At 69.0% G+C, this 24,760-nt stretch carries 21 protein-coding genes; 10 read left to right on the top strand and 11 right to left on the bottom strand.

From position 1 onward, the window contains the following. Positions 1–127 precede the first annotated feature (127 nt). On the top strand, positions 128–1,915 hold the full coding sequence (locus RHA1_RS29490) for an AMP-dependent synthetase/ligase (protein WP_011598083.1): 1,788 nt from the start codon (positions 128–130) through the stop codon (positions 1,913–1,915). Positions 1,916–1,966: 51 nt separating this feature from the next. Here the strand turns inward: RHA1_RS29490 and RHA1_RS29485 are convergent, their stop codons facing one another. Continuing rightward, the gene (locus tag RHA1_RS29485; RefSeq protein ID WP_050787532.1) at positions 1,967–2,590 is read right to left on the bottom strand and encodes an alpha/beta hydrolase; all 624 of its coding nucleotides are present in this window, start codon (positions 2,588–2,590) and stop codon (positions 1,967–1,969) included. A gap of 78 nt (positions 2,591–2,668) precedes the next feature. Here RHA1_RS29485 and RHA1_RS29480 point away from each other — a divergent pair, with 78 nt between their 5' ends. Then, positions 2,669–6,136, top strand: a complete 3,468-nt coding sequence (locus RHA1_RS29480) for a TM0106 family RecB-like putative nuclease (RefSeq protein WP_011598081.1) — start codon at positions 2,669–2,671, stop codon at positions 6,134–6,136. On the opposite strand, the gene RHA1_RS29475 is transcribed toward RHA1_RS29480, so the two are convergent. Together RHA1_RS29475 and RHA1_RS29470 are read right to left on the bottom strand one after the other, a co-directional pair. Then, the gene (locus RHA1_RS29475) at positions 6,121–7,320 is read right to left on the bottom strand and encodes an amino acid deaminase/aldolase (RefSeq protein ID WP_011598080.1); all 1,200 of its coding nucleotides are present in this window, start codon (positions 7,318–7,320) and stop codon (positions 6,121–6,123) included. The genes RHA1_RS29480 and RHA1_RS29475 overlap by 16 nt on opposite strands. A gap of 60 nt (positions 7,321–7,380) precedes the next feature. Next, complete coding sequence (locus tag RHA1_RS29470) at positions 7,381–8,025, bottom strand: TetR/AcrR family transcriptional regulator (protein WP_009479267.1); 645 nt, start codon at positions 8,023–8,025, stop codon at positions 7,381–7,383. Positions 8,026–8,126: 101 nt separating this feature from the next. Here RHA1_RS29470 and RHA1_RS29465 point away from each other — a divergent pair, with 101 nt between their 5' ends. Together RHA1_RS29465 and RHA1_RS29460 are read left to right on the top strand one after the other, a co-directional pair. After that, a complete protein-coding gene (locus RHA1_RS29465) occupies positions 8,127–9,443 on the top strand; it encodes a D-arabinono-1,4-lactone oxidase (protein ID WP_011598078.1) in 1,317 nt (438 codons plus the stop codon). Between the two features lie 10 nt (positions 9,444–9,453). After that, positions 9,454–10,818, top strand: a complete 1,365-nt coding sequence (locus RHA1_RS29460) for an amidase family protein (RefSeq protein WP_011598077.1) — start codon at positions 9,454–9,456, stop codon at positions 10,816–10,818. Between the two features lie 12 nt (positions 10,819–10,830). On the opposite strand, the gene RHA1_RS29455 is transcribed toward RHA1_RS29460, so the two are convergent. The 3 genes from RHA1_RS29455 to RHA1_RS29445 form a co-directional block, all read right to left on the bottom strand. Continuing rightward, positions 10,831–11,796, bottom strand: coding sequence for an adenosine deaminase (locus RHA1_RS29455; protein WP_011598076.1), 966 nt, complete (start codon positions 11,794–11,796; stop codon positions 10,831–10,833). Positions 11,797–11,822: 26 nt separating this feature from the next. Continuing rightward, complete coding sequence (locus tag RHA1_RS29450) at positions 11,823–13,019, bottom strand: class I adenylate-forming enzyme family protein (RefSeq protein ID WP_009479263.1); 1,197 nt, start codon at positions 13,017–13,019, stop codon at positions 11,823–11,825. Positions 13,020–13,111: 92 nt separating this feature from the next. Continuing rightward, positions 13,112–13,918: an enoyl-CoA hydratase/isomerase family protein gene (locus tag RHA1_RS29445; RefSeq protein ID WP_011598075.1), complete on the bottom strand. Its 807-nt coding sequence runs from the start codon at positions 13,916–13,918 to the stop codon at positions 13,112–13,114. A gap of 40 nt (positions 13,919–13,958) precedes the next feature. Between RHA1_RS29445 and RHA1_RS29440 the strand changes: the two genes are divergently transcribed. Then, the gene (locus RHA1_RS29440; RefSeq protein WP_009479261.1) at positions 13,959–15,323 is read left to right on the top strand and encodes an FAD-binding oxidoreductase; all 1,365 of its coding nucleotides are present in this window, start codon (positions 13,959–13,961) and stop codon (positions 15,321–15,323) included. Here the strand turns inward: RHA1_RS29440 and RHA1_RS29435 are convergent. Both RHA1_RS29435 and RHA1_RS29430 read right to left on the bottom strand, forming a co-directional pair. Further along, on the bottom strand, positions 15,277–16,788 hold the full coding sequence (locus RHA1_RS29435; RefSeq protein ID WP_009479260.1) for an MFS transporter: 1,512 nt from the start codon (positions 16,786–16,788) through the stop codon (positions 15,277–15,279). The two genes, RHA1_RS29440 and RHA1_RS29435, sit on opposite strands and share 47 nt — an antisense overlap. 2 nt (positions 16,789–16,790) lie before the next feature. Continuing rightward, positions 16,791–17,405, bottom strand: a complete 615-nt coding sequence (locus tag RHA1_RS29430) for a PadR family transcriptional regulator (RefSeq protein ID WP_009479259.1) — start codon at positions 17,403–17,405, stop codon at positions 16,791–16,793. Between the two features lie 79 nt (positions 17,406–17,484). Between RHA1_RS29430 and RHA1_RS29425 the strand changes: the two genes are divergently transcribed. Both RHA1_RS29425 and RHA1_RS29420 read left to right on the top strand, forming a co-directional pair. Next, positions 17,485–18,207 carry a GNAT family N-acetyltransferase gene (locus RHA1_RS29425; protein WP_009479258.1) on the top strand — a complete coding sequence of 241 codons (723 nt, stop codon included), beginning with the start codon at positions 17,485–17,487 and terminating at the stop codon, positions 18,205–18,207. A gap of 30 nt (positions 18,208–18,237) precedes the next feature. Beyond that, positions 18,238–19,275: a glutathione S-transferase family protein gene (locus tag RHA1_RS29420; RefSeq protein WP_011598070.1), complete on the top strand. Its 1,038-nt coding sequence runs from the start codon at positions 18,238–18,240 to the stop codon at positions 19,273–19,275. Positions 19,276–19,285: 10 nt separating this feature from the next. Here RHA1_RS29420 and RHA1_RS29415 read toward each other — a convergent pair whose 3' ends face one another. Together RHA1_RS29415 and RHA1_RS29410 are read right to left on the bottom strand one after the other, a co-directional pair. Next, positions 19,286–19,681, bottom strand: a complete 396-nt coding sequence (locus tag RHA1_RS29415) for a VOC family protein (protein ID WP_011598069.1) — start codon at positions 19,679–19,681, stop codon at positions 19,286–19,288. Positions 19,682–19,685: 4 nt separating this feature from the next. Then, positions 19,686–20,540, bottom strand: a complete 855-nt coding sequence (locus RHA1_RS29410; RefSeq protein ID WP_009479255.1) for an AraC family transcriptional regulator — start codon at positions 20,538–20,540, stop codon at positions 19,686–19,688. Between the two features lie 98 nt (positions 20,541–20,638). Between RHA1_RS29410 and RHA1_RS29405 the strand changes: the two genes are divergently transcribed. Further along, positions 20,639–21,325 (top strand): hypothetical protein, encoded by a 687-nt coding sequence (locus tag RHA1_RS29405; protein WP_011598068.1) that lies wholly within the window; start codon positions 20,639–20,641, stop codon positions 21,323–21,325. Between the two features lie 17 nt (positions 21,326–21,342). Here RHA1_RS29405 and gad read toward each other — a convergent pair whose 3' ends face one another. Further along, positions 21,343–22,725 (bottom strand): glutamate decarboxylase, encoded by a 1,383-nt coding sequence (gene gad, locus RHA1_RS29400; RefSeq protein ID WP_011598067.1) that lies wholly within the window; start codon positions 22,723–22,725, stop codon positions 21,343–21,345. A gap of 128 nt (positions 22,726–22,853) precedes the next feature. On the opposite strand from gad, the gene RHA1_RS29395 reads away from it, so the two are divergent. Together RHA1_RS29395 and RHA1_RS29390 are read left to right on the top strand one after the other, a co-directional pair. Then, positions 22,854–23,966: an ABC transporter ATP-binding protein gene (locus tag RHA1_RS29395; RefSeq protein WP_011598066.1), complete on the top strand. Its 1,113-nt coding sequence runs from the start codon at positions 22,854–22,856 to the stop codon at positions 23,964–23,966. Continuing rightward, positions 23,963–24,742, top strand: a complete 780-nt coding sequence (locus tag RHA1_RS29390; protein ID WP_009479251.1) for an ABC transporter permease — start codon at positions 23,963–23,965, stop codon at positions 24,740–24,742. The genes RHA1_RS29395 and RHA1_RS29390 overlap by 4 nt, the downstream gene beginning before the upstream one ends. The last annotated feature ends 18 nt before the right edge of the window (positions 24,743–24,760 follow it).

Raw genomic sequence — 24,760 nt, 5'->3', positions numbered from 1 at the left:
CGCCGAGTTACACTTATCTCCGCTGGTCAGAACAGAAATACACATAACGGACATCGACCCTGGTGCGAAACTGGGACAAATGTGATCGAATGCACATCCGTCATGTCGTTTCAGTGGAGGGGTCATAGTGCGTGAATTCTCGGTACCGCAGTCGTTCTCAATTCCGGAGGACGCCTCCATGGCGGACACGGTCTTCCGTCATGCCGAGGAAGACCCGAAGTTCGTTCCGTTCAAGCGCCCCGGCAACGGTGGGTGGGTAGACGTCACCGCCGCCGAGTTCGCGGAGCAGGTCTCCGCCGTCGCGAAGGGCCTCATCGCTTCCGGCGTCGAACTCGGCGACCGCGTCGCGATCCTGTCGGCGACCCGGTACGAGTGGGTCGTCATCGACTACGCGATCTGGACGGCAGGCGGGTGCACCGTCGCCATCTACGAAACGTCCGCACCCGATCAGGCGAAGTGGATCCTCGAAGACTCCGGCACATCGCTGCTGGTCGTCGAGAACGCCAAGCAGGCCGACGCGCTGAAGGTCGTCACCGACGCCGCGCCGGACCTGAAGGAGGTCCTGCAGATCGAAGGCGGGGCGATCGACGAACTGTCGAAGCGTGGCGAAGGCGTCACCGACGAGCAGCTGCACGAGCGTCGTCACCAGGTGCGCGCGTCCTCGCCCGCGACCCTCATCTACACGTCGGGCACCACGGGCCGTCCCAAGGGCGTGCAGTTGACCCACTCCAACTTCTACGCGGAGTCCGCGGCCGTGAAGCTGGCGCTCAGCGACGCGATGTACGCCGGCAGGCGCACCCTGATGTTCCTGCCCCTCGCGCACGTCTTCGCCCGCGCCATCTCCTTCGGCGCGTTCGACGCCAAGGTCACGGTCGCGCACACCGCCGACCTCACCACGCTGCTCGACCAATTCGCCGCGTTCAAGCCGCACTTCATCCTGTCGGTGCCGCGCGTGTTCGAGAAGGTCTACAACTCCGCCAAGCAGAAGGCATACGACGGCGGCAAGGGCAGCATCTTCGAGAAGGCGTCCGCCACCGCCATCGCGTACAGCGAGGCGCAGGACAACGGCGGCGCCGGGCTCGGTCTCAAGCTCAAGCACGCCCTGTTCGACAAGCTCGTCTACTCGAAGCTGCGCACCGCACTCGGCGGTGAGTGCGACCGCGCCGTCTCCGGTGGCGCCGCGCTCGGTGCACGCCTCGGTCACTTCTTCCGCGGCATCGGCGTCCCGGTGTACGAGGGTTACGGTCTCACCGAGACGAGCGCCGCCATCTCCGTGAACACCACCCGTGCGCAGAAGGTCGGCACCGTCGGCAAGCCGATCGACGGTCACGCCGCGAAGATCGGCGAGGACGGCGAACTGCTCCTGAAGGGTCCCGTCGTGTTCGGCGGGTACTGGCACAACGAGCAGGCCACCGCGGAATCGATCCGGGACGGCTGGTTCCACACCGGCGACCTCGGCTCGATCGACGAAGAGGGCTACATCTCGATCACCGGTCGCAAGAAGGAAATCATCGTCACCGCGGGCGGCAAGAACGTCGCGCCCGCGGTCCTCGAGGACGCACTCCGCGCGCACCCGCTGATCAGCCAGTGCCTCGTCGTCGGCGACGGCAAGCCGTTCATCGGCGCGCTCATCACCCTCGACTCCGAAACCCTCCCGGGCTGGAAGGAACGCCACGGGCTGGCCGCCGACACCCCGGTGTCCGAACTGGTGAAGAACCCCGACCTGGTCGCCGAGATCGACGAGGCCGTGGCCGAGGGCAACAAGAAGGTGTCCAACCCGGAGCGGATCAAGAAGTACCGCATCCTCGAGGTCGACTTCACGCAGGAGACCGGTGAGCTCACGCCCACGCTGAAGCTGAAGCGGAACGTCATCCACAAGGAGCACGGCGCGGCCATCGAGGCCATCTACGCGTAGGCGGCTCCGCCGCCCGTGAGTGTTCGAGGAGTGCAGAGACTCCTCGGGCACTCACGGGTGCGCAGCGCCGAGGACGAAGTCGCGGACCACCGCGGTCACGGTGGCGTGGACCTTCTCGTGAAGCAGGTCGTGTCCGGCGTCGTCGAACTCCCGGAACTCGAGGCGTCCGATCCCCGCCGCCCAGTCCCGGACGGGGTCGATCGGTGCGATGCGGTCGTCGACGCCGTGAACCGCGAGCAGCGGAATCCCGAGTGACCCGAGCGCGTCCGCCGTCTGCTGCACGGCGGCGGTCTTCGGTGTCCCGCACAGAATCGCGCCCCGGAAACCGGAGTCACCGGACGCGAGAAGTTCCATCGAGACCGCGGCACCGAGCGAATGACCCATGAGCACGAGCGGAACATCCGGCGCGTGCCTGCCGGCGAGGCCGGTGAGAAGCGCGGCGTCCTCCGCCAGGTCCGCCACCGATCCCGGATGGTCGCCTTCGGACAATCCGTGACCGGCCTGGTCGATTCCCCACACCCCGATTCCGGCAGGCGTCAGTCCGCGCGCGAACCGGTGGTAGTGACCCGTGTGCTGCCCCATGCCGTGGAGAAACACCAACTGGGCGACGGGTCCTCCCACCGCGCTCCAGTGCCGGTAGTGGACTCGTCCGGAGTGGCCGTCGAAGAAAGGCATGGCTGCCATTCTGGGCCTGTCGCACCCCGATGGCACAATCGGCCGGGTGAACTCACCGGCAGAACTGGGGACGTAGCTGTGTTCCTCCTCGACGACACCATCGTCTACAGCGCCAGCGACCTCTCCGCGGCCGCCACCTGCGAGTTCGCGTTGTTGCGCCGGTTGGACGCCACACTCGGGCTCGCCGGCGCCGGTTCCGCCGCCCCGTCCGTCGACGACGATCCGATGCTGCGACGGACGTCCAGCCTCGGCGATGCGCACGAACATCGCCGGCTCGAGCAGTTCCGCGCCGAGTACGGCGACGGGGTGGTCACGATGGACCGTCCCGAATACACCGCGGTGGGCCTGTTCGACGCGAACCTGGCCACCGTGGAGGCGATCCGCGGCGGCGCCGACGTCGTGTACCAGGGGACGTTCTTCGACGGCCGCTTCCTGGGTTTCTGCGATTTCCTCGTCCGCGACGGCGACACGTATGCCGTGTACGACACCAAACTGTCACGGCACGCGAAGGTGTCGGCCCTGCTGCAGCTCGCCGCGTACGCGGAAGCGCTGGCCGACAACGGGATCCCGACGTCCCCGGACGTCCACCTGCTGCTCGGCGACGACAGCGACTCGGCGCACTCGCTCGGCGACATCGTTCCCGTGTACTCCGCGCGACGGTCCTCGCTCGAACGAATTCTCGACGAGCACCGCGACGAGCAGTCGCTCGCGGAGTGGGGCGACCCCCGGTACACGGCGTGCGGCCGGTGCGACACGTGCACCCCGGAGGTGGAGCAGCACCGCGACCTCCTGCTGGTGGCCGGAATGCGCACGACGCAGCGGAGCCGGCTGATCGCGGCCGGGATCGGCACCCTCGATGCCCTCGCCGCGCATGCGGGCAGCGTCGAGGGCCTCCCCGAGCGCACCCTGGAATCGCTTCGCGCGCAGGCGGCCCTGCAGTTGCGGCAGGAGTCATCGGGCACCCCCGAGTTCCAGGTGTACGCCCCGCAGGCTCTGGGCGGGCTGCCCGAACCGGACGACGGCGACATCTTCTTCGACTTCGAAGGAGACCCGCTCTGGGCCGAGAACGGATCCACGGACTGGGGTCTCGAATACCTCTTCGGTGTAGTCGAGGGTCCCGCCGACGCCGCCGTGTTCCGGCCGTTCTGGGCACACGACCGCGCCGAGGAGCGGCAGGCACTCGTCGACTTCCTCGACTACGTCACCGCGCGTCGTCAGCAGTACCCGAACATGCACATCTACCACTACGCCGCGTACGAGAAATCGGCGCTGCTGCGACTGGCGGGACGGCACGGCGTCGGCGAGGAGACCGTCGACACCCTGCTGCGCGACAACGTCCTCGTCGATTTGTATCCGGTGGTGCGCGGGTGCCTGCGCATCGGCGAACGGTCCTACAGCATCAAGAAACTCGAACCGCTGTACATGCCGGAGCAGCCGCGCGACGGCGACGTCACCAACGCCGCCGCGTCGGTGGTCGCGTACGCCGACTACTGCGATCACCGCGACAACGGCCGCGAGGACGAGGCACGCGCGCTGCTGCAGGGCATCGCCGACTACAACGAGTACGACTGCGATTCCACGCTGCGGCTGCGCGACTGGTTGATCGGGCAGGCGGAGACGCACGGCGTGGCTCTCCGGCCGCCCGGCGACGGGCCCACCCCGGTGACCGAGGACTGCACCCCCGCGGAGGCGGCGTTGCGCGAGTTCGCCGGGCACGGACCGAGCGAGCACCGCGGGCACGATCAGCAGGCGGCCGCACTCATGGCGGCGGCGGTCGGCTACCACCGCCGCGAGCGGAAACCGTTCTGGTGGGCGCACTTCGACCGGCTGGTCGTGCCGCACGACGAACTGTCCGACATCCGGGACGTTCTGGTGGTGTCGTCCGCGGTCGTCGAGGAGAACTGGCACAAGAGCAGCCCGCGGCAACGCAAGCTGCGCCGGCGCCTGCAGCTCACCGGCCGTTTCGGGACCGGGAGCACGGTGGGGCCAAAGACCACGATGTACGCGCTCTACGACACTCCCGCACCCGAGGCGGTCGCGGGCGACAATCCGCAGCAGCGGGGAACGTGCACGGTCAACGTGCTCGACGTCGGGAAGGACGGCCGGCGCCGCGACGTCGTGATCGTCGAGGAACTCCTGAACGGCGAGGAGTACGGGCAACTTCCGACGGCGATCACCCCCGGTCCCCCGATCACGACCGACCGCATCGAATCGTCCATCGCGGTGGCCGCGGACGACGTGTGCGCACCGCTGCCGGAGCTCCCGTTGTGCGCGTCGGTGGACATTCTGCGGCGGTCCGACCCGCGCACCCGGAGCGGGAACCCGCTCCCGCCCGTCGACGGCACGGACTACGCGGGCGCGATCACCGCGGCACTACTCGACCTCGAAGACTCGTACGTCGCAGTGCAGGGACCTCCCGGCACCGGCAAGACGTACACCGGGGCCCGGGTGATCAAGGCGCTCGTCGAGCAGCACCACTGGCGGATCGGCGTGGTCGCGCAGTCGCATTCGGTGATCGAGAACATGCTCGGCGGCGTCGTGAAAGCCGGGCTCCCCGCCGAACTCGTCGCGAAAAAGGACGGGCGGCATCGCGCCGCGACGTGGACCGACATCAGCTCCAACGACTACCCGGGTTTCATCGACCAGGCCGAGGAGACGGGTTGCGTGATCGGCGGGACCGCCTGGGATTTCGCGAACACCGACCGCGTTCCGCCCGGCAGCCTCGATCTGCTGGTCATCGACGAGGCCGGGCAGTTCGCTCTCGCCAACACCATCGCGGTGGGCGGGGCGGCCCGCAACCTCCTGCTTCTCGGCGACCCCCAGCAACTTCCGCAGGTCAGCCAGGGCACCCACCCGGAACCGGTGGACGCGTCGGCCCTCGGGTGGCTCGCCGAGGGGCACGGGGCGCTGCCCGCGAGCCGGGGTTATTTCCTCGAGCGCACGTGGCGGATGCACCCGGAACTGTGCGCACCCGTATCGACGCTGTCCTACGACGGCAAGCTGCGTTCGCAGGAATCGGCCAGTGCCGCACGGCGACTCGACGGCATGGGGGCGGGTGTGCACACCGTCTTCGTCGACCACCAGGGCAACGCCACCCAATCCCCGGAGGAATCGCGGGAGGTGGTCAACCGGATCACGAAGCTGCTCGGTTCCGGCTGGACCGACCCCAGCGAGTTCGAGGGCACCCGCCCACTCGACGAGTCCGACATCCTGGTGGTGGCGCCGTACAACGCGCAGGTCGGGTTGATCGAACGCAGTCTGGCCGCGGTCGGTCTCGACAAGGTCGAGGTGGGCACGGTCGACAAGTTCCAGGGCCGGGAGGCGGCCGTCGCCATCGTGTCGATGACTGCGTCGGCGATCGAGGACGTGCCGCGCGGCATGTCGTTCCTGCTGTCGCGGAACCGGATGAACGTGGCGGTGTCCCGCGGCAAGTGGGCGGCGATCATCGTCCGGTCGGAATCGTTGACGCAGTACATGCCGAGCACCCCGGAAGGTCTGACCGAGCTGGGTGCCTTCATGCGGCTCACCGGTCAGCCGAAGCACTGACCTTCGCCGCGGTAGGTGGGCACCACGGTGCGGGAGCCGTCCGACTCGACGAGGTGCACCTCGGTGAACCGCTCGCACAGCTCGCCAGCCTTCGCGTGCCGGAACCACACCCGGTCGCCGATGCCGAGATCCGCGGCAGCCTTTCCGGTCACCGGGCTCTGGACCTCGCCTGCGCCCTCGTTGCGCAGTAGCTTCAGCCGCGGCGGCCACACCGGCCTGGGCACCCGACTGCCCCCGGCGGGACCGGAGGCGATGTAGCCGCCGCCGAACAGCGTCGCGATGCCGGGAGTCGGCCGCCGGACCGCCGAGAGGGCGAAGTACAGCGACGGGTGCGGACGGAACGCGCGGTACCTGTCGAAGAGCGTCGGGACGTACAGGCCGGAACCGGCCGTCACCTCCGTCACGACCGGGTCCGCGGAGCTCACCTCGAGGGAGCCGGTGCCCCCGCTGTTGACGATCTCGAGCACCCCGACCTCCGACTGCACGGCGTTCACCACGGCATCGCGACGGGTCGCGAGTTCGTTCGCGGACGCCCGCTTCATCCAGCCGATCGGTGGACTGGAATCGGGCAGACCCGCGATCTGTGCCTCGTAGAACATGACGCCGACGACGGCGAACCCCCGCCCCGCGGCCCGCTTCGCGAAGGCGGCGACGGTGGACGGTTCGCGGAGCGGGGAACGGCGGACCCCGATGTGGAGGGGACCGAGCCGCAGCGAGGCGTCCACGTCGATGCACAGCCGGGCCCGGAGGGAGGAGGTGCCGGCCGCGGCGAGAACGAAGTCGAGGTGGTCGTCGCTGTCGACCATCAACGTGATCCGGTTCAGCAGTTCGGGGTCGGCCGCGAGTTCGGCGAGGGCCCCGCGGTCGACCGTCGGGTAGCCCATGAGGATGTCGTCCGCGCCGCGGCGGGCGAGCCAGATCGCCTCGCGCAATGAATACGCCATGATCCCGCGGAACCCGCCGGCCCCGGTGAGCTTCTCCCCCAGCGCGACCTGGAGTACCGCGCGGCAGCGAACGGACTTGCTGGCGACGCGGACGGGGGTGCCGCCCGCGCGCAGCACCAGGTCGGCGGCGTTCGCGCGCAGGGTGGTCAGGTCGAGCGCGGCCAGCGGCGGGTCGACCTCGGTGGTCGAGGCGATGAGACGGTCGAGCGTGGGCGTCACAGTTCGTCCAATCTTTTCCATCGGTCTGCGACGCCAGTCAACCACCGAGTTGGACGATTGTCCAGATCGAATCGGACCCGCTCAGGCCCGCTCGACCGCCTTCGACGCGATCACGTGCACCATGTCGTCCAGCGCCGCGATCATCGCCTCGCTGTCGCGGTCCACCAGCCACCGCAGCACGAGCCCGTCCAGGATCGCCAGCCCGAACCGCGCGATCGCCTCGACCGGGGTGGCCCAGCCGACTTCCGCGATGCGGGCACACTCGACGAGGAACTCGATCGCCTCCTCATCCATGGTCCGGTACTGCTGACCGGCGATATCGCCGGCCCGCTCGCTCCCGGACGCGCGGTGCCGCAGCGCCTGCGCGGTGATCTCGTATGTCAGCAACTGACGGTCCGGGGTGGCCTCGATGATCGGCCACATTCCGCTGATCCCGATGTGGAGGAGTTCGCGCAGACCGTCGATCCCGCGCAGGTCCGGCGCGTGCCGCACCTGACCGAACGCCAGTCGCATCGACGCGCTGAGCTGAAGAACCAGGCTCTCGCCCATCGCCGCGAGGAGCTCCTCCTTGCTCTCGAAGCAGTAGTGCACCACACCGAGCGAGACGCCCGCCTCCTCCGCCACGGCACGCACCGTGACCGACGCGACGCCGCGCTGCTCCGCGATGGCCAGCGCCGACTCGACGAGTTGGGCACGACGTTCATCCGCAGGAAGCCTGTTCAGCATCCTCTGATCGTAGAACCTGCGGGGGCCTCGCCCGCGACCAACACGGACGCCCGACCAACCCGCCATTTGCCTGGACGAGCGTCCAGGTTCATGATGGGCGAATGGCACAGGACACATGGCGCAACTGGGCGGGCACCGAGACGGCGAACCCGCTGCGCTTCGCGACTCCGCGCTCGGTGGAGGAACTCAGCGCGCTCGTCTCCGGTGCCGCGGAGCACGGACAGCGAGTCAAGGCCGTCGGGTCGGGTCACTCCTTCACCGGGGTCGCCGTCACCGACGGGATCCTCGTCAGCCTCGACGCCCTCACCGGGATCGAATCCGTCACCCTCGACGAACCGGCGGGGGCCCTCGTCACCGTCCTCGCCGGCACGCGGCTGCACGACCTGAGCGAGCAACTCTGGCACCGTGGCCTGGCGATGATCAACCTGGGTGATATCGACGTGCAGTCCATCGCGGGTGCGCTGTCCACCGGAACCCACGGCACCGGCGCGCGTTTCGGAGGTCTCGCCACTCAGGTCCGCGCCCTGCAGGTGGTGCTGGCGGACGGCTCGGTGGCCGACTGCTCCCCCACCGAGAACCCCGAACTGTTCGAGGCGGCACGCCTCGGGCTCGGCGCCGTGGGCATCATCTCGAAGGTCACGATCCAATGCGTGCCGAACTACGTGATGCACGCCGTCGAGAAGCCCGAGTCGTTGGACGCCATCCTCGACCGGCTCGACCACGACCGCACCACGATCGACCACTTCGAGTTCTACTGGTTTCCCCACACCCGCCGCGTCCTGACGAAACGCAACACCCGGCTACCCGGCGACACCCCGGTTTCTCCCCTACACCCGGTCCGCGCCTACGTCGAAGACGAACTGCTCGCGAATGTCTTGTTCGAGGGCATCAACAGGGTCGCGGGCCTTGCCCCGACGACGATCCCGAAGATCAATCGGCTGTCGTCGCGCATGCTGAGCGCGCGCGAATTCACCGACCGCAGCTACCGCGTCTTCGCGTCGGAACGCCGGGTCAAGTTCCGGGAGATGGAATACGCGGTTCCCACCGAGGCCCTCCCCGACACTCTCGCGGCGATCGATGCGTGGGTGGAGGAGTCCGGTTTCACGGTCGCGTTCCCCGTCGAGGTCCGGTTCGCCGCGGGCGACGACGTCTGGCTGTCGACGGCGAACGGCCGGGACACGGCGTACATCGCCGTTCACCAGTACCATCGCCGAGATCACGAGCCGTACTTCGCCGCGGTCGAGGCCATCGCCCGGGAAGTGGACGGGCGACCGCACTGGGGCAAGATGCACGGCCGCACCGCCGACGACTTGCGGCCCGCGTATCCGAACTTCGACGAGTTCCTCGCCGTGCGCGACAAGTACGACCCCGGGCGAATGTTCGGCAACGCGTACCTGCAGCAGGTCCTGGGTCGCTAACGTGAGCTAGGTGGCCCCCAGTCGATCTTTCGACCGTCGCGACTTCCTGCGCGTCGCGGGTGCGTCCGGGGCAGCGGCGATCGGCGCCGTGATGCTCGGCGCGTGCGGGGAACGCCTGCACGACCCGCAGGTTCCGCCGCTTCCCGACGGCTTGTCCGTTCCGGACGGCGGCGCGGTGTCCGAGTTCGCACCGGTCGACAAGGCGACGTGGCGCGTGCAGGGCGATCCGCTGGTCGCGCCGACCGGCGACGGGCCCCTCGCCGGCATGCGACTCGCGGTCACCGACCTGTACGCCGTTGCGGGACAGCAGATCGGTGCGGGCAGCGGACGGCGGCTCGCCGAGGCTCCAGTCGAGACGGGTACCGCCGCAGTGGTGGCGCGCCTCCTCGGTCAGGGCGCCCGCGTCGTCGGCCTGGCGCAGACCGACGACCTCGGTTACGGGCATTCCGGCATCAACCAGCAATTCGGCACGCCGCCCAACCCCCGCGCCGAGGACCGCCTGCCCGGTGGTGCGACGTCGGGCGCCGCGAGTGCGGTCGCGCAGGGTTCGGCCGACATCGGATTGGGTATCGACACCACCGGTTCCGTCCGCATCCCCGCCTCGTATCAGGGCCTGTACGGCTTCGCACCGTCCCGGGGCGCCGTCTCCACCGACGGGCTGTTTCCGCTGTCCCCCACGTTCGACACCCCGGCGTGGGTCTGCGGCGACCTCGACACCCTCGTCGCGGTCTCCGGCGCGCTTCTCCCGCTCACGGCGGAGACCCCGTTCCGCAGCGCGCTCACCTCGGACGGCATCAACGCCGTCGCCGAGGCGGGGGCGCTCGGCGCGGTGCGGCGCGCCCTCACCGCGTGGGAGAAGAGTTCCCTCCCCCGGCTGACGTGGACCGACACGGACATCGGCCGGCTTCCCGACTGGTACGACGCCGTCGTCGCCGTGCAGGGCTACGAGGCGTGGCGGCTGCACGGCGACTGGGTGAGCGGGGCGATGACGTCGCTCGGCGACGAACCCGGCCGCAATTTCGCCGACGCGAGCCGCATCTGGGAATCCACGTACGGCCGGAAGCTGATCAAGCTCGGCGAGGCGTCGCAGACGATCACCGCGTACGTGGGCGACAGCCTGCTCCTGCTGCCGGCGACCTCCTCCACGCCCCCCGAGCGGACGAGCTACCCCAGCGGTGACCGGTTCCGGAACACGATGCGCGCCACCGGCATGCTCACGTGCCTCGCGACCATCTCCGGGCTGCCCAACGCGACCGTGCCGTTGCGCACCGACGACGGAGTTCCCGTCGGCCTCTGCCTGGTCGGCCCGCACGGCCGCGACCGGGACGTCCTGGCCGTCGTCGCCGGTCTGGGCGGCTCGGGGCTGATCGACTGACGGCGGGGACCGTCACCCGCGGAGCAGTTGCGCCTTGCGCGCGTCGCTCGCGAACGACGCTTTGATCGAGTTGCGCGCCAGGGTTTCCCGCTCGGCATCGGTGAGGTCGAGCTGATCCCGCAGCTGGGCGAAGTTGTCGTCGACGTACCCGCCGAAGTACGCGGGGTCGTCGGAGTTCACGGTGACGAGCAGACCCGCCTCCAGCATGGTCCGCAACGGGTGCTCGGACAGCGAGTCGACGACGCACAGTCGCACGTTCGACAGCGGGCACACGGTCAGCGGCACTTCCTCGTCCACCAGACGCGCCACGAGCGCCGGGTCCTCGAGCGCCCGCACCCCGTGGTCGATGCGCTCGGCGCCGAGGAGGTCGAGCGCCTGCCAGATGTACTCCGGCGGGCCTTCCTCGCCTGCGTGGGCGACCACGTGCAGCCCCTCCGACCGGGCGCGGGCGAAGACGTCCTCGAACAGCGACGGCGGGTTGCCCACCTCGGCCGAGTCCAGCCCGAGCCCGACGATCGGCGTCTGCAACCGGATGATCTCCGAGAACACTTCCTCCGCCTCGTGCACGGGACGGTCCCGCAGGATCGCGGCGATCGCGGCGCTGCTGAGGCCGAACTCCCGCTCACTGGTGCCCACCGCATCCATGATTCCGTCGAGCACCTCGTGCAGCGGCACACCACGATTGACGTGGGCCTGCGGGTTGAAGAAGAACTCCACGTGCGCGACGCCGCCCGCCGACGCCCGCGCGAAATAGGCGCGGGTGAGGTCCGCGAAGTCCTGCGCCGTCCGCAGCACTTGCATGTTGGCGAAGTACAGGTCGAGGAACGACTGCAGATCGGTGAACTCGTACCGCGACCGGAGATCGTCGAGGTCCGCGTAGGGCAGCTGCACGGAATTCCGTTCGGCCAGCGCGAAGATCAGCTCGGGTTCGAGGGACCCCTCGATGTGCATGTGCAGCTCGGCGACGGGAGAGCTCACGGGTGGATACCTGCCTTTCGCACCACCTAGGCAGCGGTGTCGCGGTCGACGATACGGACGAAGCCGTCGCCGTCGATATTCGCGGTGTCGCCGGTGTGAAACCAGCCACCCGTGAAGGTCTGCGCGGTGACCTCGGGCCGGTTCCAGTAGCCGCGGCTGACTCCCGGACCGCGGCACAGCAATTCGCCGACACCGCGGCCGGCGTCCGGTCCGAGGAGGGCCACCTCCATCCCGCCGAACGCGACACCCACACTGCCCGCGTGTGTCAGAGCGCACTCGTCGGGCAGCGCCAGCCCGGCCCCACACGTCTCGGTCATTCCCCACCCGAGGAAGTGCCTGGCCGCGGGGAACGTCCGGCGGAGCAGTTGCGACTGCTCCAGGGACAGACCGGAGCCGCTGTAGTCGATCCAGCGCACCGCGCGCCGGCCGAAACTCGTCACCCGCGAGTTCTCCACGGCCCGCAGGAGGACGGCGGGCGCCGCGGTGAGCACGTCGGCGCCGGTGCCGCGCCACGACGCGGCGTCGGTACTCCCGGTCAACAGGACCGTTCCGCCCACCACCAGCGTCGAGAGCAGTTCGACGAGCGATCCGACGGTGTGCAGTTCGGGTTCGACCAGGAGATTCCGCAGCCCCTCGGAGCTGAACCCGCGCGCGTGGAGCACGGATTCGATGGTCGAGAGGACGTTCTCGTTGCTCAGCTCCACACCCTTCGGCGAGTCCGACGGGCCGGGCGTGTACGACAGCAGCACCAGCTCGTCGGGGCTCGCGCCGTCGTCGATGAACGAGATACCCTCCGGCAGTTCGCCGTCGAGGATCAGCACCGACTCGCTGTCGGCGAGCACCTCACCGGTCTGCGCGTCGTCGAGTGCCGGGCTCACCCCGACCGGCACGCCGCCGGCGAGCAACACGCCGAGGAACGCCTCCACCCAGCGAACCCCCACGGGCTGCCGGACGGCGACGCGGTCGCCGATCTCGACCCCCTTCGACTTCAGCCCGCCGGCCACCCGCGCCGCGGACGTCCACAGTTGCGAGAACGTGAGCGACCGGCCACCGTCCTCCTCGACGGCGATCCGGCCCGCGTAGCGGTGCACGGAGATGTCGAGCAACTCGGTGAGCGACGGGTTGAGCCCGCCGTATCGGAGCAGGCCGTCGCGGCCACGGACCACCCGGTCGTCGTGGAAGAAGGGACCACTACTCGGGTACTCGACGAGGGACGACGGCATCTGTACCTCCGCTGACGACACTGCTACGCGACCGGGACGTTGCCACGACTATATGACGCCCGTCACAGTTGCGGGGAGCGGATCGCCGACGCCTACCGTCCGCGGTACGTCGCCTTGCCCGGTCCGACGTCGAGGAAGCTGCGCACCGCACCCTGAAGGTCGTCGGTCTCGAACAGCGCACCCGACACGTCGGGCGTGATCGAGTCGGCGTGCGCGACTCCACCCGACCGCCACGCGGAGATGATCTGCTTCGTGGCGTCGTGTGCGCGCGTCGGCCCGTCCGCCAGGCGTGCGACGAGGGCGCGGGCCTCGGTGTCGACGTCCTCGTGGACGGCGTTGACCACACCCCAGTCGCGCAGTGTCGCGGCGTCGTACAGGTCGCCGGTCATCACCAGTTCCCGGGCGCGGCCGGACCCTGCCCGCTCGGCCAGCCGCTGCGGACCGCCCATCGACGGGGTCAGCCCCACCACCGTCTCGACCAGTCCGAACTTCGCCTTCGGTGCGGCGAGGATGATGTCGCAGGCGAGCGCGATCTCGAAGGCCGCAGTCAGCGTCAATCCGTGCGCCGAGTACACGACGGGGCACGGCAGCGCCTCGAGCGGATGGCAGATCTCGGCGAACAACTCCTGCCACAGGTCCGCGCCCTGTTCCGCGGTGAGCCCCTCGAACACGTGGACGTCCACCCCCGCGGAGACCACCTTGCCCTCGGCACGCAGCAGCACCGCGCGCGGCGGATTCTCGGCGAGCGCCGCGACGTCGGCCTGCACGGCGTCGAACATCGCCTGATCGAAGAGGTTCAGTGCGCCGTGGGCGAACGTCAGGATCGCGATCTCGGCGCCGGCGTCGGTACGGACACGCTCGAGTCGGGTGGGATGCGCGGCGGCGGCAGGCTCAGTCATGCCGCCAGACTGCCACACGCGTTCCGCCTACGATCGGGGTGTGGACTCGCTGCGCGCGGCGCTGGCCGACGCCGTCGGAGAACGGTTCGTGACCGTGGACGCGGACGTGCTCGCCGCCCGCGCCACCGACCACACGGGACGCTACAGCGGGCGCGCGAGCGCACTCGTCCGGCCCGCGGATGCCGCGGAAGTCTCGGCCGTGCTGGGCATCTGCCGCCGGGCCGGGGTGAAGGTCACCGTGCAGGGTGGCCGCACCGGCCTCGAAGCGGGCACGGTTCCCGAGCACGATGACGTGCTGCTGTCGACGGAACGGCTGACCGCGGTCGGCGCCGTCGACCGCGAGAACCTGCGCGTCACCGTCGGCGCCGGGGTCACCCTCTCGACACTCCGGCACGCCGCGTCCGACGCCGGACTGCTGTTCGGCGTCGACATCGCGTCCCGCGATACCGCGACGATCGGCGGCATGGTGTCGACGAATGCCGGTGGGCTGCACACCGTGCGGTACGGCCACATGTCCGCACAGGTGCTGGGCCTGGAGGTCGTGCTCCCCGACGGGGCGATCGTGCGGCGCAGCATGCGGGTGGGCGCCGAGAACTGCGGATACGACCTGCCCGCGCTGTGGGTCGGCAGCGAGGGCACTCTCGGTGTGGTCACGACCGTCGATCTCGCACTCCACCCCGTCCCGGAGTTCCGTGTGACCGCCCTCGCCGGCTTCGCGCAACTACCCGGCTTGATCGACGCCGCTCACGTCGTGCGGCGGCTCGACGGGGTGGACGCCGTGGAAATGCTCGACGGACGCGGGCTCGAATTGGCCTCCTCGCGGCTGAGTTTCGCCGTTCCCACGGGTCTGCCGTGGTATCTCCTCGTCGAACTGGCCGGCCGGCGCGACCTCACCGACGACCTGGCCGCGGCGCTGGAGCAGTGCGATCCCGACGACGAACCCGCCGTCGGGATAGATTCCGCAGGCCGCGCCCGAGTGTGGTCGGCGCGGGAAGCGTTCGCGGAAGTGGTCGGACTGTTCGGACCCCCGCTGAAGTTCGACGCCGCCCTCCCACTGGACACCCTCGCCGCATTCGTCGCCGACGCGGTCGCAATGGTGACGAGCCGGGCACCCGACGCGATCCCGGTGCTCTTCGGGCACGTCGCCGACGGCAACGTCCACCTCAACGTGCTGCGCTGCCCCGACGAGTCCGTGCTGTACCGGCCGGTCACGGAACTGATCCGCGATCACGGCGGCAACATCGCCTCCGAGCACGGCGTCGGCGCACACAAGCGCAACTACCTGGACCTCGCCCTCAGCCGCGAGGACATCACCGCGATGTGGACGATCAAGCAGGCGTTCGATCCCGCGGACTACCTCAACCCTGCAGTGATGTTTCCCGACTGGCTGCGTCGCCCGCACTGACTCCGGGCTTCTTCTCGCGCAACGGTCGCGCGAAGCACACCGAGGCGAGGAAACCGATCAGCAGGACGGCCGCGGGCAGCCAGATCGACTGCGACATCGCCGTGGCGAACGGTTCCTTCACGAATTCCGGCATCTCCCCCACACCGGCCTCCTGGCTATCGGCGTTCAGCCCCTGAGCGGACAGGCGGGCCGTGATGAGTGCGCCGATCGCGGCGCTGCCGAGGACGGCGCCGACCTGGCGGGTGGTGTTGTAGACGCCTGCTCCGGCGCCCGCCTGATGGGGTGGAAGGTTGTGCGTGGCCGTGGCGGCGAGCGGCGACCAGATACACGCGTTGGCGAGGCCGATCAGTCCGATGGGCAGCAGCAGTTCCCAGATCGCCACGTCGGGTGACATGACCATGGACAGCCAGGCGAGCGCGATCGAGAACAGCAGGAATCCGGCGCCCGCGATGTACCGCGGATGGGTGCGGTCCACGAGCTTGCCGATGAACGGGGCGAACACGCCGGTGAGGACGGCCATGGGCACGAGCAGCAGGGCCGACCGTGTGGGCGACAGACCCCGCACCGCCTGCGTGTAGAACATCAGCGGCAGGACCATCGCGGTGATCGCGAAGCCCATCGAGGTGATCGCCACGTTGGCGAGCGAGAAGTTGCGGTCCTTGAACAGGCCCAGGGGCAGGAGCGGCTCGTTCTTGTTCCAGGACTGGTACCAGACGAAGACGCCGAGAAGGACGAGGCCGGCGCCGATCGACGCCAGCACGGTCGCCGACCAGTCGTAGGAGCTGCCTTCCTGGATTCCGAACACGAGGAAGAACATGCCGAGCGCGCTGAGGACGACACCGGGGATGTCGAACTTGTGCTCGTGGGTCTCGAGCGAAGGCACCAACCGCCAGGCCAGCACGAACGCGACCACACCGACGGGGACGTTGACGATGAAGATCCACTCCCAGCCGAGGTTGTCCACGAGCACGCCGCCCGCGAGCGGTCCCACCAGGGTGGCGACACCGGCGACAGCGCCCCACAGACCCATCGCGGTGCCGCGACGGTCCGGCGGGAACGTGCGGGTGATGACGGCCATCGTCTGCGGCGTCATCAGTGCGGCGCCCAGTCCCTGGAAGACCCGGGCGACGATGAGCATCGTGATGGTGCCGGACAGGCCGCACCACAGCGACGCACCGGTGAACAGGACGAGCCCGATCAGGTAGATGTTCTTCGGACCGAACCGATCACCGAGTCGACCGGTGACCAACAGCGGCACCGCATACGCCAGCAGATACGCGCTGGTGACCCAGACGACCTTGTTGATGTCGGTGTGCAGGTCGTTCATGATCGCCGGGTTGGCCACCGCGACGATGGTGCTGTCGACGAGGATCATGAAGAAGCCGATGACGAGGGCCCACAGGGCCGGCCACGGATTTCGATGCTCGGGTGGCGACGTGGGTGGTGCGGTGCGCTCGGTGTCCATCATCAATCCTTTGCTGAACCGGATGGGATCCGGCGTGAGTGTGTCAGTCGTTCGAGAAGTTCCGGCGAAAGCCACGGGAGGGCTCCGGAGTCGATGTCGGCCACCAGGGCGCTGAGCCATTCGTGCTCCGCGCGGGCGACGGTAACGAGAAATTCGTTGCCGAGGAGGAAGATCCTGGGGGTCTCGGTGGAACAGGCGAGCGCGGCGGCGGTCTCGAGTTCGTCGATCTCGCGGGTGAGGTGATCGAGCCGTTCCCGGAGCAGTTCCACCACGGTGGGGGCGGCGACGTTGTGCGCCTCCGCCAGTGCCAGAGGGAACTGCGGGTACTCGTGCACCGGGGTGGCGAGCATGTCGCTGACCCGGTGGACGAGCGCTTCCCGGCCCGCCTCGGTGACCTCGTACATGGTGCGTTCGGGCCGATTTCCCGCCCGGTCGGTGCCGGTGGTGCGCACCAGCCCTTCACCTTCGAGCCTGCTCACGGTGTGATACAGCGAACCCGGCCGGATCTTCACGACGCGTCCACGCCGGGTGGCGGCGAGTTGGTACATCTCGTACGGATGCATCGTGCGCTCACACAGCAGACCGAGGATGGTGACACCGAGCGGCGTGAGTGCCACAGTCACCGCCTCCACTACTCCAAGTCAAATACTCCACGTGGAATATACCGTCCGGGCGGATAGGGAACAAGCGGTTACCGTGGGTCCCGTGGACCCCCATCACCTCGACATCATTCGACTCGCCTGGTCACGCGAACTGGGACTGCCCGACGACGCTCTGTCCACCCGGCCGGGCGCCGACGACCGCGCCGTCCGGGTGGACGACGACACGGACACGATCCGCTTCCTGCGCCTGGGCGAGACGTCCGCGCTCGTCGGACCGCGGTGGGCGATCGAGCGTGCCGACGGGCACACGTCGGAGGAGCTGACCGAATCCGCGACCCTGCTCGCCCTCACCCAGGATCGGTCCGGACGGTGCGCCGGTCCCGTGGCGCTCGCGTTCGGCACCGACTACCAGGATCCGGCGACCGGGCGGCCACCGCTCGTCTCCCACGAACACGACCACGTCCGGCAGGTCGAGGAGGCATGTCCCCCGGACGACGTCACCGAGGCCCGCTTGGGTGACCGCAACCGATGGTTCACGATTCTCGACGACGCGCAGCAACCGGTCAGTTCCGCCGGGTACGCCGAGTTCCAGGGGTTCCTCGCCGATGTCGGTGTGCTGACGGTGCCGGAGTTCCGGCGCCGGGGACTGGGCGCCACGGTCGCCGGGATCGCCACCGACGACGCGCTCGACAGCGGCCTGATCGCTCAATGCCGTTCACCCCGCGACAATCTGGCCTCGCGCGCGCTCGCCGCCCGCGCCGGGTACCGGGAACTGGGAACGTATGCCGCGGTCACGATCTCCCGAAGTACGCTCTGAGAGACATCGACAGACGGGGACGAGTCGACCATGACAGAACGAACGGCAGAACCGCACAGCACGGAAGGCGCCTACGTCGAATCCGGCGCCGAGTTCACGCGCGACACCCACTACATCCCCACCCGCATCACGGCCGACGGCCGCGACGGCTATCCGGTCGAACCGGGCCGCTACCGCCTCGTCGCCGCTCGGGCGTGCCCGTGGGCCAACCGCGCGATCATCGTCCGGCGACTACTCGGACTCGAGGACGCGTTGTCGATGGGACTGTGCGGCCCCACCCACGACAAGCGCAGCTGGACTTTCGATCTGGATCCGGACGGGCTCGACCCCGTGCTGAAGATCCCGCGCCTGCAGGACGCGTACTTCGCGCGTTTCCCGGACTACCCCCGCGGCATCACCGTGCCCGCGATCGTCGACGTCCCCACCGGGCAGGTGGTCACCAACGACTACCCGCAGATCACCCTGGATCTGTCCTCGGAATGGAAGCGGTACCACCGCGAGGGCGCGCCCGACCTCTACCCCGAGCCGCTGCGCGACGAGATCGACGAGGTCGCCGATCTCGTGTTCCGCGACGTCAACAACGGGGTGTACCGGTGCGGATTCGCCGGATCCCAGGAGGCGTACGAATCCGCGTACGACCGCCTGTTCGCCCGCCTCGACTGGCTCGAAGACCGTCTGACCGACCACAGGTTCCTCGTCGGCGACACGATCACCGAGGCCGACGTGCGCCTGTTCACCACCCTGGCCCGGTTCGACGCGGTCTATCACGGCCACTTCAAGTGCAATCGGAACAAACTCGACGAGATGCCGGTGCTGTGGAGTTATGCCCGCGATCTCTTCCAGACACCCGGGTTCGGCGACACCATCGACTTCACCCAGATCAAGCAGCACTACTACATCGTGCACACCGACATCAATCCCACCCGGATCGTGCCGAAGGGGCCAGACCTGTCCGGCTGGCTCGAGCCACACGGGCGTGAACAACTCGGCGGCAGGCCGTTCGGGGACGGCACGCCGCCACCTCCGCCGAAGCCCGGCGAGGAGGTCCCGGCCGGGCACGGGGCGTGATCGGGCGGGATCACCCGCCGGTGTAGGTGCCGAAACTCCAGAACACGCCCTCGGGGTCGCGGCAGGTGAAGCCGCGCGATCCGTAGTCCTCGTCCCGCAGTCCGCGAACGATCGTGGCGCCGGCGGCCACGGCGCGCTCGTGGAGCGCGTCGGGGTCGTCGACGACGAGGTACACCGAGCCCGTCCCCGGCGGCAGGTCGCTGATGACCGAGTCCTCACTGGGCGAACCGAGCATGATCCCGCCGCCCTTGGGCCAGCCGAGTTCGGCGTGATCGACCCGGTCGCCCTCGCCGTACACCGCGTTCTCGGCGAACCCGAAGGCGTCGACGAGGAAGCGGATCGCGGACCGCGCGTCGCGGTAGACGAGGGTGGGCCACACATATGTGGTGTGCGTCGAAGTAGTCATGTCATCACTCTGCGCCGTCGTCGTGGTAGGGGTCTTGGACGAATGAGAACGGGTCGATCTCACGCCACCGCGACGGTGCGACGCCCGCGAGGTCGCGCCAGTCCCGCGCCATGTGGGCCTGGTCGTAATACCCGCACACCGCGGACACGTCGGCGAGTGTCGCCCCGGCGGCACCCTTGAGCATCCGGTGGGAGCGGTGGAAACGGGACAACCGCACCACGTCCTTGGGTGTCACGCCGTATTCGGCGACGAACTTGTTCACGAGATGCCTTCTGCTCCAGCCGACGTCGTGCGCGACGTCACCGACCCGGGCGCCGTCGCCGGCGACGAGCAGCTGCCAGGCGCGGGTGAGGTGCGGGTCGATCTCCGCCGGCGCCGCGCGGCGGGTCAGGACCTCGTCGAGGATCGCGAACCGCTCGTCCCAGCCGGGTTCGAGCGACAGCCGTTCGGTCAGTTCCCCCGCGTCGGGACCGAGCAGGTCCTCGAGGCCGACGACCCAGGCGCCGAGGGCGGCCGTGGGGACCCCCAGCAGAGCGCGGGCACCGAGAGGACTGAGGGCCAGCTGGACGCCGTGCTGGTTGCCGTCGTGCCGGATGGTCACCGGGGCCGTGGCGATGCCGCTGGCCAGAGTGTCGAAACGACCGGGCGCCTGCTCGGGTGTCGCCTGGGCGGCGATGTCGAGGGGCTCGTCGATTGTCACGATCACCGTGAGGCAGGGCGACGGCAGACCGAGGTGGATGCCGGGCTCGAAACCAGCCAGCCGATAACCGTCGTATCCCGTGACCAGAGCGCGCAACGGTTCCGCCGGGCGCCGGAAGGCCCCGGACGACACCGCGGTATCGCTGTCGGCGACGCTCACGAAACCAGCCTAGGCAACGGTGCCGACACCGGCCACAGCGTCAACTCACCTACAGTCGGTGCCAGCACACTCGAAGCACAGGCGAGACGGGAGCCCCGATGGCTGGCAATGGTGGACCGGTGGAGAAGGTACTGGTCTCGGTCCTCGACAACGGGAGCCGTCTCCAGGCTCCCGCGGTGGCGAAGTACGTCGAATGGGTCCGGCGCTCGCACCCCGGTGAGTCGCCCGCGCAGATCGTCGAGCGGATGGAGAAGATGTTCCTGCTGGCCGTGACGGGCAGCGGCAGCGCAGTCGGTGCCACCGCCGCGATTCCCGGGGTCGGCACCATCGCGTCCATCGCGGCGGTGGGCGCCGAATCGGCGTTCTTCCTGGAAGCGGCGGCGCTGCTCACACTCGCGGTCGCGTCGGTGCACGGCATCTCCGCCGCCGACCACCAGCAGCGGCGCGCACTCGTCCTGTCGGTGGCGCTCGGCGAATCGGGCATGGAAATCGTCCAGAAGGCGACGGGCGTGACGGCGAAGAACTGGGCGAGCGCCATCACCAGCCGCATACCCGGCCCCACCATGAAGGGGATGAACAGCAGGCTGGTGCGCAAGTTCATCACCAAGTACGCCGCGCGCCGCAGCGCGCTGGTCCTCGGCAAACTCGTGCCCGCAGGCATCGGCGCGGCCATCGGTGGCGCGGGCAACCGGGCCATCGGCAAGGGCGTCGTCAAGAACGCGCGTGAAGCGTTCGGGCCCGCCCCGGCCCGCTGGCCGGACGAACTCCACGCGATCGAAGCGTGAGCCGGTAGGCGAAGCAGCTAGTGGGCGAAGTGCTGTTCCGTCGAACGCCCGCCGCCCTTCTCGCGGAGTTCGGCGCACACTTCCTCGATCGCCTCGGCGACGAGGGATCCGAGATCGGCGCTGAAGCCCTCGCGCACGACGATGCGCAGGACCGCCACGTCCTCCGCGTCGGCGGGCATCGTGTAGGCGGGCACCTGCCATCCCCGCGCCCGCAACTCGTGTGACACGTCGAAGACCGTGAAGCCGGGGTCGCCGACGAGTTCGAACGCCACCACCGGAATGTCGGTGCCGTCCGTGATCAGGGTGAAGCCTTCGATCTCGGCGATGCGTTTGCCCACGCGAACTGCGGTGTCGCGCAACGTCTGCATGATCGACCGGTAGCCGGCCCGGCCCAGTCGCAGGAAGTTGTAGTACTGCCCCACCACCTGATTGCCGGGCCGCGAGAAGTTCAGGGTGAACGTCGGCATGTCGCCGCCCAGGTAGTTGACCCGGAACACCAGCCCCTCTGGAAGGTGTTCCTTGTCGCGCCACACCACGAACCCGATCCCCGGATACGTCAGCCCGTATTTGTGGCCGCTGACGTTGATCGAGGCCACGCGCGGAACCCGGAAGTCCCACAACAACTCCGGTTGCAGGAAGGGGACGACGAAGCCACCGCTGGCCGCGTCCACGTGGATCGGGACGTCGGGGCCGCCGGACGCGGCAAGTTCGTCGAGAGCGTCCGCGATCGCGGCCACCGGCTCGAGTTCCCCCGTATAAGTCGTGCCCACGATCACGACCGCTCCGATCGTGTTCTCGTCGACCGCGTCCCGAACCTGCTCCGGCGTGATGACGTAGCGGCCCTTCTCCATCGGCAGGTACTTCGGTTCGACGTCGAAGTACCGGCAGAACTTCTCCCACACCACCTGGACGTTGCTGCCGAGCACCAGATTCGGTCGCGCAGTGTCCTTCCCGGCCGCCTCCCGCTTCGCCCGCCACAACCACTTGAGCGCGAGACCACCGAGCATGACCGCCTCGCTCGAACCGATCGTCGAGACGCCGGTGGCGCTGGCCGGGTCGGTGGTCGACAGGTCGGGAGCGTGGAACAGATCGGCCACCATCGACACGCACCGGGACTCGATCGCCGCGGTCGCCGGGTACTCGTCCTTGTCGATCATGTTCTTGTCGAACGTCTCGGCCATCAGCTTGTCGGCCTCGGGATCCATCCACGTGGTGACGAACGTGGCCAGGTTCAGCCGCGAACTGCCGTCGAGCATCAACTCGTCGTGGATGAACCGGTACGCGGCCTCGGGATCGGTTTCCTCGTCCGGCAGCCGCAGCGCCGGAAACGGATCGATCGAGAGGCGCCCCGTGTAGGCGGGAGAAATGACGTCGCGATGGTGATGGTGGTGCTTGCTCATGTGCGTCCCCAATCGATTGGTGTCAGCATGCGCCGTCGCAGACGCCCTGTACGACAGTTGGTGAATCTCGGCACGGCAGCCCAGTAGGGTCGAAACAGTTCCATTCGATTGTGGCAGGGGAGGACGGGTTGACCACAGCAATCCCGGGAAGTTTCACGGCGCCGATCGAGGTGCGGGGGCTGTCGAAACGCTTCAAGAACGTCGACGCCGTCACGGACCTCAGTTTCACCGTGCCGCAGGGATCGATCACCGGATTTCTCGGGCCCAACGGGTCCGGCAAGACCACGACACTGCGGATGATCCTCGGGCTCGTGAAGCCGACGTCCGGCAGCTCCACGGTCGCCGGTGTCCCGATTCGACTCCTCGTCGACCCCGCGCGCACGGTCGGCGCCGTCCTGGACTCGCAGAGCCTGCACCCCAACCGGACGGCGCTCGACCACCTGAAGGTGTACGCGTCCGCGATCGGGGTACCGGACGCACGCGCACTGCAGGTGCTCGCGCTCGTCGGGCTCGAGGACGTCGCCGGGCGCAAGGCGGGCGGCTTCTCTCTCGGCATGCGGCAGCGGCTGTCGCTGGCGACGGCGCTGCTGGGTGATCCGCGCATCCTGATCCTCGACGAACCGGCCAACGGACTCGACCCCGAGGGCATCGTCTGGCTGCGCGAGTTCCTCAAGGGCTTCGCCGCGTCCGGCAGGACGGTGCTGATCTCGAGCCACATCCTCCGCGAAGTGGAACAGACCGTCGACAATCTCGTCATCGTCAGCCGCGGCTCCCTCGTCTACCAGGGACGCATGGAGGAGCTGCGCAAGTCGCAGCAGAGCCGGCTGCTGGTCGCGTCCTCGAGCCCGCCCGCCCTGGCCACCGCCCTCGCCGCCAGGGGCATCGTCGATGCCCGCTCGCTCGCGGACGGACGCCTCGCCGTCGTCGGCGCGTCCCTCGAACTCGTCGAGTCCGTGGCCGCGGACGCCGGGGTGACGATCTTCGGCGCCGTCGGCGACCACATCGACCTCGAGCAACTCTTCCTGTCGATGACCGCTGGTCAGTACGTGGCCGGAGCGAGCGCCGCGGCGCCCTCGGGCTACGGCCCGCCGCCGACGTACGCTCCCCAGCCCGGGTACGCACCTTCCGGGTACGCCCCGCAGCCGGGCTACGGTCCGCCACCCGGGTACGCCCCACCACCGGGCTACGGTCCGCCACCCGCACACCCCCAGCACGGTCCGACGTCCGGAGGTCCGCGATGACAGCGCTGCTCACCGCGGAATTCCGCAAGGTCACCACACTGCGGTTCTGGTGGATGCTCGGTCTGGCACCACTGATCGTCGGGATGTTCTCGAGCGCGATCACCCTGCCGGTGATGCGCGCGTTCACCGACGCGTTCGAAGCCGATCCGAGCGAGGCCAACCTCGCCGCCACCCTGTTCGGGCTGGCGGTCGCGGTCGCCCTCGTCGTCCTGTTCGCCGCGGTCTTCGGGGCGGTGAACGTGGGCACGGAATTCCGGTACAAGACGCTCACCACCACGTTCCTCACCGCCCGCGGCCGGGACGGGGTGATCGGCACCAAGCTCGCCGTCACCGCGGCCTTCGGCTTCTTCTACTGCCTCGTGGTGGAGGTGGTCAGCGTCGCCCTGCTGCTGACGTTCGGCGGGGACACCTTCGAACTGCGCGGATCCCTGTTCGCCATGCTCGGGGCGGCCCTGATCTGCGGGGCACTGTGGGCTCTCATCGGCGGCGGCGTGTCGATGCTCACCGGCTCGTCCGTCGGAAGCTGCATCGCCCTCGTGGTCTGGTACACCCTCGGCGAGATGATCCTCCGGTCGATCCTCAGCGGGATCGGCATCGGCTCCGTCGGAAGTGTCCTCCCCGTGTCCGCCACCCTCGGGACGGTCGCGAACGCGGCCGCGGGCAACGAGATCGACTGGCTGACGCTCTGGCCCACCGCTCCCCTCGCCCTGCTCGTGTGGACCGCGGTTTTCGTCGGCGGCGGCTGGGCGCTCACCCGGCAGCGCGACATCACCTGACGCCGCGCCGGGTGCCGC

The sequence above is a fragment of the Rhodococcus jostii RHA1 genome, assembly GCF_000014565.1.
Taxonomy (GTDB): Bacteria; Actinomycetota; Actinomycetes; order Mycobacteriales; family Mycobacteriaceae; genus Rhodococcus_F; species Rhodococcus_F jostii_A.
Note: the sequence above shows the minus strand (reverse complement) of the source record. Positions and strands in the feature narration are given on the sequence as shown.

Coding starts and splice junctions, on each gene's coding strand:
- RHA1_RS29485 (WP_050787532.1), bottom strand. CDS start 2,590: ATGCCTTTCTTCGACGGCCACTCCGGACGAGTCCACTACCGGCACTGG.
- RHA1_RS29475 (WP_011598080.1), bottom strand. CDS start 7,320: ATGGAAAAGATTGGACGAACTGTGACGCCCACGCTCGACCGTCTCATC.
- RHA1_RS29470 (WP_009479267.1), bottom strand. CDS start 8,025: ATGCTGAACAGGCTTCCTGCGGATGAACGTCGTGCCCAACTCGTCGAG.
- RHA1_RS29465 (WP_011598078.1), top strand. CDS start 8,127: ATGGCACAGGACACATGGCGCAACTGGGCGGGCACCGAGACGGCGAAC.
- RHA1_RS29450 (WP_009479263.1), bottom strand. CDS start 13,019: ATGCCGTCGTCCCTCGTCGAGTACCCGAGTAGTGGTCCCTTCTTCCAC.
- RHA1_RS29445 (WP_011598075.1), bottom strand. CDS start 13,918: ATGACTGAGCCTGCCGCCGCCGCGCATCCCACCCGACTCGAGCGTGTC.
- RHA1_RS29435 (WP_009479260.1), bottom strand. CDS start 16,788: ATGGACACCGAGCGCACCGCACCACCCACGTCGCCACCCGAGCATCGA.
- RHA1_RS29420 (WP_011598070.1), top strand. CDS start 18,238: ATGACAGAACGAACGGCAGAACCGCACAGCACGGAAGGCGCCTACGTC.
- RHA1_RS29415 (WP_011598069.1), bottom strand. CDS start 19,681: ATGACTACTTCGACGCACACCACATATGTGTGGCCCACCCTCGTCTAC.
- RHA1_RS29405 (WP_011598068.1), top strand. CDS start 20,639: ATGGCTGGCAATGGTGGACCGGTGGAGAAGGTACTGGTCTCGGTCCTC.
- gad (WP_011598067.1), bottom strand. CDS start 22,725: ATGAGCAAGCACCACCATCACCATCGCGACGTCATTTCTCCCGCCTAC.
- RHA1_RS29390 (WP_009479251.1), top strand. CDS start 23,963: ATGACAGCGCTGCTCACCGCGGAATTCCGCAAGGTCACCACACTGCGG.